Source organism: Kiloniellales bacterium, from assembly GCA_030064845.1.
GTDB lineage: Bacteria > Pseudomonadota > Alphaproteobacteria > Kiloniellales > JAKSDN01 > JASJEC01.
Window position 1 is genome coordinate 25,739 of sequence record JASJEC010000079.1, and the last position, 7,979, is coordinate 33,717.

At 68.9% G+C, this 7,979-nt stretch carries 8 protein-coding genes; 3 read left to right on the top strand and 5 right to left on the bottom strand.

Going from position 1 to position 7,979, the window contains the following annotated elements; genetic code table 11:
* Positions 1–56 precede the first annotated feature (56 nt).
* The gene (locus QNJ67_20100) at positions 57–1,283 is read left to right on the top strand and encodes an adenylate/guanylate cyclase domain-containing protein (protein MDJ0611287.1); all 1,227 of its coding nucleotides are present in this window, start codon (positions 57–59) and stop codon (positions 1,281–1,283) included.
* A gap of 223 nt (positions 1,284–1,506) precedes the next feature.
* On the opposite strand, the gene QNJ67_20105 is transcribed toward QNJ67_20100, so the two are convergent.
* Positions 1,507–2,739 carry a Zn-dependent hydrolase gene (locus QNJ67_20105; protein MDJ0611288.1) on the bottom strand — a complete coding sequence of 411 codons (1,233 nt, stop codon included), beginning with the start codon at positions 2,737–2,739 and terminating at the stop codon, positions 1,507–1,509.
* 59 nt (positions 2,740–2,798) lie between these two features.
* Positions 2,799–3,485 (bottom strand): putative 2OG-Fe(II) oxygenase, encoded by a 687-nt coding sequence (locus QNJ67_20110; GenBank protein ID MDJ0611289.1) that lies wholly within the window; start codon positions 3,483–3,485, stop codon positions 2,799–2,801.
* A 198-nt stretch (positions 3,486–3,683) separates the two neighbouring features.
* Between QNJ67_20110 and trmFO the strand changes: the two genes are divergently transcribed.
* Positions 3,684–5,057: a methylenetetrahydrofolate--tRNA-(uracil(54)-C(5))-methyltransferase (FADH(2)-oxidizing) TrmFO gene (gene trmFO, locus QNJ67_20115; GenBank protein ID MDJ0611290.1), complete on the top strand. Its 1,374-nt coding sequence runs from the start codon at positions 3,684–3,686 to the stop codon at positions 5,055–5,057.
* 7 nt (positions 5,058–5,064) lie between these two features.
* Here the strand turns inward: trmFO and QNJ67_20120 are convergent, their stop codons facing one another.
* Complete coding sequence (locus tag QNJ67_20120; protein MDJ0611291.1) at positions 5,065–5,913, bottom strand: phytoene/squalene synthase family protein; 849 nt, start codon at positions 5,911–5,913, stop codon at positions 5,065–5,067.
* Between the two features lie 208 nt (positions 5,914–6,121).
* Here QNJ67_20120 and QNJ67_20125 point away from each other — a divergent pair, with 208 nt between their 5' ends.
* The gene (locus QNJ67_20125; GenBank protein MDJ0611292.1) at positions 6,122–6,724 is read left to right on the top strand and encodes a urate hydroxylase PuuD; all 603 of its coding nucleotides are present in this window, start codon (positions 6,122–6,124) and stop codon (positions 6,722–6,724) included.
* Between the two features lie 69 nt (positions 6,725–6,793).
* Here the strand turns inward: QNJ67_20125 and QNJ67_20130 are convergent, their stop codons facing one another.
* Both QNJ67_20130 and secF read right to left on the bottom strand, forming a co-directional pair.
* Positions 6,794–7,174, bottom strand: coding sequence for an Mth938-like domain-containing protein (locus QNJ67_20130; GenBank protein ID MDJ0611293.1), 381 nt, complete (start codon positions 7,172–7,174; stop codon positions 6,794–6,796).
* A gap of 28 nt (positions 7,175–7,202) precedes the next feature.
* On the bottom strand, positions 7,203–7,979 hold a 777-nt coding region (gene secF / locus QNJ67_20135; protein ID MDJ0611294.1), incomplete at its 5' end, for a protein translocase subunit SecF.

The following is a 7,979-nucleotide window of genomic DNA, read 5'->3' on the forward strand; positions in this document are numbered from 1 at the left end:
GCGACGCGTGCCGCCCGCGCCTTGCAGCCGGGCGGCGCGGCCTCACATATAGCTCCATGGAACCGCGTCCCGCAGCGCAAGCGCCCGCCCCGGATCTGCAGACCGAGGCCCGCGTCCGCGTCGCGTCGGTGATCGAGAGCCTGCTCGAGGGCCGCACGCGCAAGGTCCGCAGCACGATCCTGTTCGACGAGTTCTGCCGGCACCTGACGGCGCTCGGCATCAGGCTCGAGCGCTCGACGATTCACATGCGCCAGCTCCACCCCCAGCTGCTGGCGCGCTCGCTGCACTGGCGGGCCGACGCCGGCGGCGCCCTGGAGATGGGCCGCGAGCACGGCGTCGAGACCAGCCCCTTCTATCTCGAGAGCCCGATCCGGTACATCTACGAGGGCGGCGCGCCGATCCGCCGCCGCCTGGCCGACGGGGACTGCGTGATGGATTTTCCCATCCTCCAGGAACTCAAGGCCGAGGGCTACACCGACTACTACATGTGCTCCATGCCCTTCTCGGTCGGGCGGATGAACGCGATCGGCTTCAGCACCAAGCACAGCGACGGCTTCAGCGACCTGGACATCGCCATGATCGACGGCGCCCTGCCGGCCTTCGGCTCGGTCATGGAGCTGAACCACATGCGGCGCACGGCGACGACGCTGCTGCAGACCTACCTCGGCCCCAGCACCGGCGAGAAGGTCCTGGCCGGCGCGGTCAAGCGCGGCGACGGCGAGATCATCAACGCCGTCCTCTGGTACTGCGACATGCGCAGCTTCACGCCCTACTCCGAGACCCTGCCGATCGACCAGGTCATCGGCATGCTGAACGAGTACTTCGAGGCGATCACCGCCCCGGTGAAGGCCGAGGGCGGCGAGATCATGAAGTTCATCGGCGACGCCGTGCTGGCCGTCTTCCCGCTCTCCGGCCTGACCGACGACGGCCGCTGCGCGGCCTGCTCCGCCGCTCTCAGCGCCGCCTCGGGCGCGCTGGAGAGCCTCGCCCGGCTCAACGAGAAGCGGACGGCCGACGGCGAGGAGGCGCTCCGCTGCGGCATCGCGCTGGCCCGGGGCGACGTCATGTACGGCAACATCGGCGACCAGTCCCGGCTCGACTTCACCGTGATCGGCCCGGCGGTCAATCTCGCCTCACGACTCGAGGGCCTGACCTACGACCTCGAGGTGCCGATCGTCTTCGACGAGAAGATCGCCGCCAACGCCGGCCGGCCGATCCGCTCGCTCGGCCACTTCCCGCTCAAGGGTATCGAAGGCGAACGCGAGGCCTTCACGGTGGCGTGACGGAGAACGGTCGGAGCGCTTGACCAAGGTCAACCTTCGACAAGGGGCGCAGCCCGGCGCTTCGCGCGGATGAGGGCCCAATTCTCGGAAGATGGCGCCCTCAATCAGCTCCCACCAACCACCTCCCTTCCACCCCTCACCCGCGCGAAGCGCGAGTGCTACGCACTCTTGTCGAAGGGTGATGGTTGCAGTCGCGGGACGTCTTTGGTAGCCGCGTTCCCTTCTAGCGCCCGCCGGCGGTCTCCACGATGGCGTGCATCAGCACCTCGCAACCGGCGGTCAGGTGTTCCGGCGTGGCGTTCTCGATCTCGTTATGGCTGATGCCGTCCTCGCAGGGCACGAAGATCATGCCCGTCGGCGCGACCCGCGCCATGTAGACCGCGTCGTGGCCGGCGCCGCTGACGATGTCCCGGTGGCTGTGGCCGTAGCGCTCGGCACCGGCGCGCACCGCGGAGACGCAGTCGACGTCGAAGGGCGTGGCGCCGAAGTGCCAGATCTCCTCGATCTCCAGGTCCAGGCCGCCCGCCTCGGCGGCCGCCTCGGCCGCCTGCCGGAAGGCCCGGTCCATCTCGGCGAGACGCCCGTCGTCGGGATGGCGCAGGTCGACGGTCAGCCAGACCGAGCCCGGGATGACGTTCCGGCTGTTGGGGTGGACCTGCAGCATGCCGACCGTGGTGCAGGCGTCGGGCTGGAACTCGTGGCCGAGCTGGTTGATCGCCTGGACCAGTCGGCTGGCCCCCACAAGGGCGTCCTTGCGCCTGGCCATGGGCGTAGGGCCGGCGTGGGCCTCCTGCCCGGTCAGGGTGACCTCGTACCAGCGCTGGCCCTGGGCGCCGGTGACCACGCCGATGGTCTTCTCCTCGGCCTCCAGGATCGGCCCCTGCTCGATGTGGGCCTCGAAGTAGGCACCGACCGGACGGTCGCCGCAGCCCTCGCCTTTGTAGCCAATGCGCTCCAGCTCGGCGCCGATGGTCGTCCCATCGGCGTCGGCGCGGCCCTGGGCGTAGTCCAGGTCGAAGACCCCGGCGAAGGCGCCCGAGCCGATCATGGCCGGGGCGAAGCGGCTGCCCTCCTCGTTGGTCCAGACCACGACCTCGACCGGCGCCTCGGTCTCGATGCCGTGGTCGTTCAGGCTGCGCAGCACCTCGAGGCCGGCCAGGACGCCGTAGGCGCCGTCGAACTTGCCGCCGGTCGGCTGGCTGTCCAGGTGGCTGCCGGTCATGACCGGGGCCTTGTCCGGATTGCGCCCGGGCCGTCGGGCGAAGAGGTTGCCCATGGCATCGAAGCCGGTGGTGCAGCCCGCCTCTTCCGCCCAGCGGACGAAGAGCTCGCGGCCCTCCCGGTCCAGGTCGGTCAACGCCAGGCGGCAGACCCCGCCCTTCTCGGTCGCCCCGATCCGGGCCATCTCCATGAGGCTGTCCCACAGCCGCTTGCCGTCGATTGTAAGGTTTTTCATGCCGCCCGCTCTCCCTCGCCTACTCGGCTGCCGAGGTTAGGGCATCATTCCCTGGTGGGCTAGGGTCTCTGCTGGCTGCGCGCGCTGTCGAGCATGGAGCCGGGCAAGGGCTCGCGGTTGATGTTCCATGAGAGCGTGATGCGCGGCCGCTCGCCGCCGTAGGGATTGACGCAGTGCACGAGCTGGCCCGGGAAGATGATCATGGTGCCCGGCTGCAGGTCGAGGCGGACCGGGTTGGTCATGCGCCCCCGCTCGACCTCGCAGCAGGGGCCGTAGCGCGGGTCGACGATGGTGAAGAGGCCCGCGTCCTCGTCCGCCGGGTCGCGGTCGCCGGATTCCAGCATGTAGACCACCCCGGCCAGCGCCCGGATGTGGCTGTGCGGCAGGACGTACTCGCCGCGCCGGTAGAGGTTGGTCCAGCCGATGTCGATATAGGCCTCGGGCGCTCCCATGGCCCGGCGGAAGAAGGCCGCCGCCCGAGCCTCGACCAGGTCGGCCTCGGGCGAGTCCCACTCGTGCATGGCGTAGATCTTGGTGCCGCCCAGCGAGCGCGAGCGCTGGCCCGCGGCCTCGGCCTTCTCGGCCAGCGCCAGCACCTTGGCGGTCAGCGCCGGATGGTAGGACGCCGCGTCCTCGAAGCGGGTGCGCAGCACCGTGCGCTCCTCGTCGAATGCGGAGATCTGCTGGCCCTCGGGCCAGACCGGGAACGCCGTGCCGGCGATGTCGATGGTGTCGTCGCGAGTCATGACGCCTTGGCTACAAAGAATGGAACTCTTGATCACCGTCATCCTTCGACAGGCTCAGGATGAGGGGAATTTCCGGAAACATACCGCCCTCACCCTGAGCTTGTCGAAGGGTGATGGTGCCGACCGGCAACACTATCAGCAGCCCGGGCAAGCCTCTGGGTCCTGGCAACCTAGGCGCGGCTTGGCTATATCAGGGCCATGACGAAGCCCTCTCCCATCCACGTGGTTGGCGGCGGCCTGGCCGGCAGCGAGGCCGCCTGGCAGATCGCCCGCGCGGGTGTGCCCGTCGTGCTGCACGAGATGCGGCCCGCGCGCGGCACCGAGGCGCACCAGACCGACGGGCTGGCCGAGCTGGTCTGCTCCAACTCCTTCCGCTCCGACGACGCGGAGAACAACGCGGTCGGCCTGCTGCACGAGGAGATGCGCCGCCTCGGATCGCTGATCATGGGCGCGGGCGACCGGCACCGGGTGCCCGCGGGCGGCGCCATGGCGGTCGACCGGGAAGGCTTTTCAGAGGCCGTCACGGCACAGCTGGAGCAGGAGCCCCTGATCACCCTGCGCCGCGAGGAGGTCGACGGGCTGCCGCCGGCCGACTGGGACTCCGTGATCATCGCCACCGGGCCGCTGACCTCGCCGGCGCTCAGCGCGGCGGTCGCCGAGAAGACCGGCCAGGAGTACCTCGCCTTCTTCGACGCCATCGCGCCGATCGTCTACAAGGACTCGATCGACTTCTCCAAGGCCTGGTTCCAGTCGCGCTACGACAAGGTCAGCCCCGGGACCGAGGGCAGCGGCGCGGACTACATCAACTGCCCCCTGGACCGTGACCAGTACGAGGCCTTCATCCAGGCCTTGCTGTCCGGCGGCATGACCGAGTTCAAGGACTGGGAGAAGGACACGCCCTACTTCGAGGGCTGCCTGCCGATCGAGATCATGGCCGAACGGGGGATCGAGACGCTGCGCTTCGGCCCCATGAAGCCGGTCGGCCTGACCGACCCCAACAGCGACCGGCCGCCCCACGCCGTGGTCCAGCTGCGCCAGGACAACGCGCTGGGCACGCTCTACAACATGGTCGGCTTCCAGACCAAGCTGAAGTACGGCGAGCAGGCGCGCATCTTCCGCACGATCCCAGGCCTGGAGCAGGCCGAGTTCGCCCGCCTCGGCGGGCTGCACCGCAACACCTTCCTCAATTCGCCCAGCCTGCTCGACGGCGAGCTGCGCCTGAAGGCGGAGCCGCGCCTGCGCTTCGCCGGTCAGATCACCGGCGTCGAAGGCTATGTGGAGTCGGCCGCGATGGGCCTCCTGGCCGGCCGCTTCGCCGCCGCCGAGCGGCTCGGCCTGGTCCAGGCGCCGCCGCCGGTCACCACGGCCCACGGGGCGCTGCTCAACCACATCACCGGCGGCGCCGAAGCCGCGACCTTCCAGCCCATGAACGTCAATTTCGGGCTCTTCCCGCCCCTGGAGCGGATCGGCGGCAAGCGGCTGCCCAAGAAGGCCCGCAAGCCCGCCATGGCCGCGCGGGCCCTGGCGGACCTGGGCGCCTGGCAGTCCGGCACCAGCGCGGCCGCCGAGTAGCGCCTCTTCAGTAGACGCCGCGCAGCCAGCCGAAGGTGAGCCGCCAGATATCCCCCGGGGATTCCGCGCCCAGCCGGGGATCGAAGGGGTCGTGACCGCTCCGCGCCAGGAGCGCGAGCTGGCGCCGGGCTAGGGTCGCGAGGCCGAGCGCGGGAAAGGCGGCGCGCGGAAGCTCGCCGCGGAGCGCCCGGGCCCGGTCGAGATGGCTCGCCGCGCGCCTCGCCAATCCCTCGACGATGGCGCGCAGCGCCGGCGAGGATTGCAGCTCGAAAAGCTCGCCCAGCGCCAGGCCCTGGGCCGCGATCTGATCGCGCGGCAGGTAGAGCCGCTTCTGCCGGGCGTGGAAAGGCACGGCGCGCAGAAGGCCGAGCAGCCCCCAGGCGAGACCCACGGCCCGCCCCGCCTCCTGAGCCGCGTCGCTGCTCTGGCCCAGGATCTCGAGCGCGAGCAGAGAGAGATTGGCCGAGGTCGCATCGACGTAGGCCTCCAGCTCGGGAAGATCTGCCGGCGGATCGGGGTCGAGATCGCCTTCCCGGGCGTCGATGAGAGCGTCGAAGCGCCCGCGGGTCAGCCCGTGCCGGGTCACGGCCCGGTGCAGCGGCTCGACCACGGCGTGTCGCCGCGGCCTACCGTCGTAGATCTCGTCCAGGCTTTCGCGCCACCACTGGAAGCGGATCAGCCCCAGCGGCGCCTCGCTGACCACCTCGGCGGTCTTGGCGACCTCGAGGTTGAAGGCGTAGAGCGCGAAGAGGTCCTCGCGCCGCTCCGCGGACGCCAGCAGGCTCGCCAGGTAGCGGTCGCGGTCGTGGCGCCTGACCTCGCGGGCGCAGTAGGAAAGCGGATCGGCGGCGGCCATGAGTGTTGTGTTACACCGCCATAGGGTCTAAACGGCTGGTCAAGAGAGGCGATCCGGGGAGGCCGGGGATGAGGCTTGGCAAGGCGTTCGGCGCTGTTCCATACTTCACCGGCTGAGGGATACGCTTCAGGGGTCCCGCCGACCGGCGCGACCCCTTCTCCATAACACATGGGGTCGGGTGACCCTTAGGGAAGAGGTCGGACATCCAATGGCTGCCATCCTTACGAACCTCAGGAACACGGTGACCGCCGGTTTCGTTCTGGCGCTCGTGCTCTTCATCCTCTACTACGCCGTGCAGGGCTATTCGCACCCCGCTTTCGCAGCGTTCTTCTTCCGCTGGCTGCACGTCCTGAGCGGCGTGATGTGGATCGGGCTGTTGTGGTACTTCAACTTCGTCCAGATCCCCAACATGCCGAAAATCCCCGACGAGCAGAAGCCGGCGATCGGCAAGGTGATCGCGCCGGCCGCCCTCTGGTGGTTCCGCTGGGGCGCCATGGCGACCATCATCACCGGGCTGATCCTGGCCCACCTAAACGGTTATCTGGTCGACGCGATCACGATCGGCGCCTCGGAAGGCTTCGCCGTGCCGAAGAACACCATGATCGGCATCGGCATGTGGCTCGGCACTATCATGTTTATCAACGTGTGGTTCGTGATCTGGCCGAACCAGAAGAAGGCGCTCGGCATCGTCGAGGCCGACGCCGACACCAAAGCGAAGTCGGCCCGCACCGCCATGCTGTTCTCGCGCACCAACACGCTGCTCTCGGTGCCCATGCTCTTCGCCATGGTCTCGGCCCAAAACCTCTATTGAGGCCGCTCCGAGAGAACTCGGCAACAGGGGGGCCTCAAGGGCCCCCCTTTCGTTTTTCCGGAATTCCGCTCAGTCGATCGCGATCAGCGCCGCGGCGACGTCGCGTCCCTCCGCCAGGAGGACGTTGTAGGTCCGGCAGGCGGCGCCCGTGTCCATCGGCTCCAATACGGGACCGGCCTCGCGGAGCTCTCGCCTGAGCCCGCCAGGCGGCATCGCCATCCTCGGCCCGCAGCCGAGCAGGAGCACCTCGGGAGGGTTCTCCCCGGCCCAGAGCGCCGTCAACCCGGCAAGTGTGATCTCCTCGATGCGCCGTACCGGCCAAGCCAGAGGCTGACGCTCCGGCCGCACCAGGATCGAGCCGGTCAGCGCCTCGCCGCCGACCCGAAAGCCGCCCCCGCCGTAGGCCTCGACGATCTGCCCGCCCGTGGGAATGAGGGAGGTGACTTCCAACCGATCTTCTTCCTCTTCAGGGCCCCGATCAGGCCTTGGAGGCGACCTCGGCCTCTCCCGGCTCACCCGAGTCCGGCAGCTCGCGCACCTTCATGCGCTTCAGCAAGGGCACGGCCAGCCCGATCGAGGAATAGGTACCGATGGCCACCCCCCAGATCAGACCGAGAGTGAAGCCCTGGATCACCTGGCCGCCGAAGAGATAGAGAGAGAAGAGCGCCAGCAGCGTGGTGAAACTGGTCAAGAGCGTGCGCGACAGGGTCCGGTTGATCGCCATGTTGAACAGCGCGTCGGTATCCAGCTTCTTGTACTTGCGCATGGTCTCGCGCACCCGGTCGAACAGCACCACCGTGTCGTTGATCGAGTAGCCGGCGATGGTCAGCACGGCCGCCAGAGTGGCCAGGTTGAACTCGACGCCGGTCAAGGCGTAGAAGCCGATGGTCGTCACCACGTCGTGGGCCAGCGCGACCAGGGCGGCCAGGCTGAACTGCCACTCGAAGCGAAACCAGATGTAGAGCGCGATCCCGAGCAGCGACAAGACCGTGGCCAGGACGCCCGCGCGCTTGAGCTCGCTGCCGACCTTGGGGCCGACGAACTCCGTGCGGCGATACTCCACGACCCGGTCGCCCAGCGCCTCCTTCACCCTTTCGATGGCGGCGATCTGGGCCTTCTCGTCACCCTCCTGGCGCTCGATATTGATCAGGACGTCATCGTCTTCGCCGAAGGTCTGCAGGGTCACCTCGCCCAGGCCGAGTCCGCCCAGGTCCGCGCGCATCGATGACAGGTCGGCCGGGCCGTCCGTCTGGAC

Excerpts from the sequence above, each read along its gene's own strand:
- QNJ67_20120 (MDJ0611291.1), bottom strand. The coding sequence starts at position 5,913 with ATGGCCGCCGCCGATCCGCTTTCCTACTGCGCCCGCGAGGTCAGGCGC.
- QNJ67_20125 (MDJ0611292.1), top strand. The coding sequence starts at position 6,122 with ATGGCTGCCATCCTTACGAACCTCAGGAACACGGTGACCGCCGGTTTC.
- QNJ67_20110 (MDJ0611289.1), bottom strand. The coding sequence starts at position 3,485 with ATGACTCGCGACGACACCATCGACATCGCCGGCACGGCGTTCCCGGTC.
- QNJ67_20100 (MDJ0611287.1), top strand. The coding sequence starts at position 57 with ATGGAACCGCGTCCCGCAGCGCAAGCGCCCGCCCCGGATCTGCAGACC.
- QNJ67_20105 (MDJ0611288.1), bottom strand. The coding sequence starts at position 2,739 with ATGAAAAACCTTACAATCGACGGCAAGCGGCTGTGGGACAGCCTCATG.
- trmFO (MDJ0611290.1), top strand. The coding sequence starts at position 3,684 with ATGACGAAGCCCTCTCCCATCCACGTGGTTGGCGGCGGCCTGGCCGGC.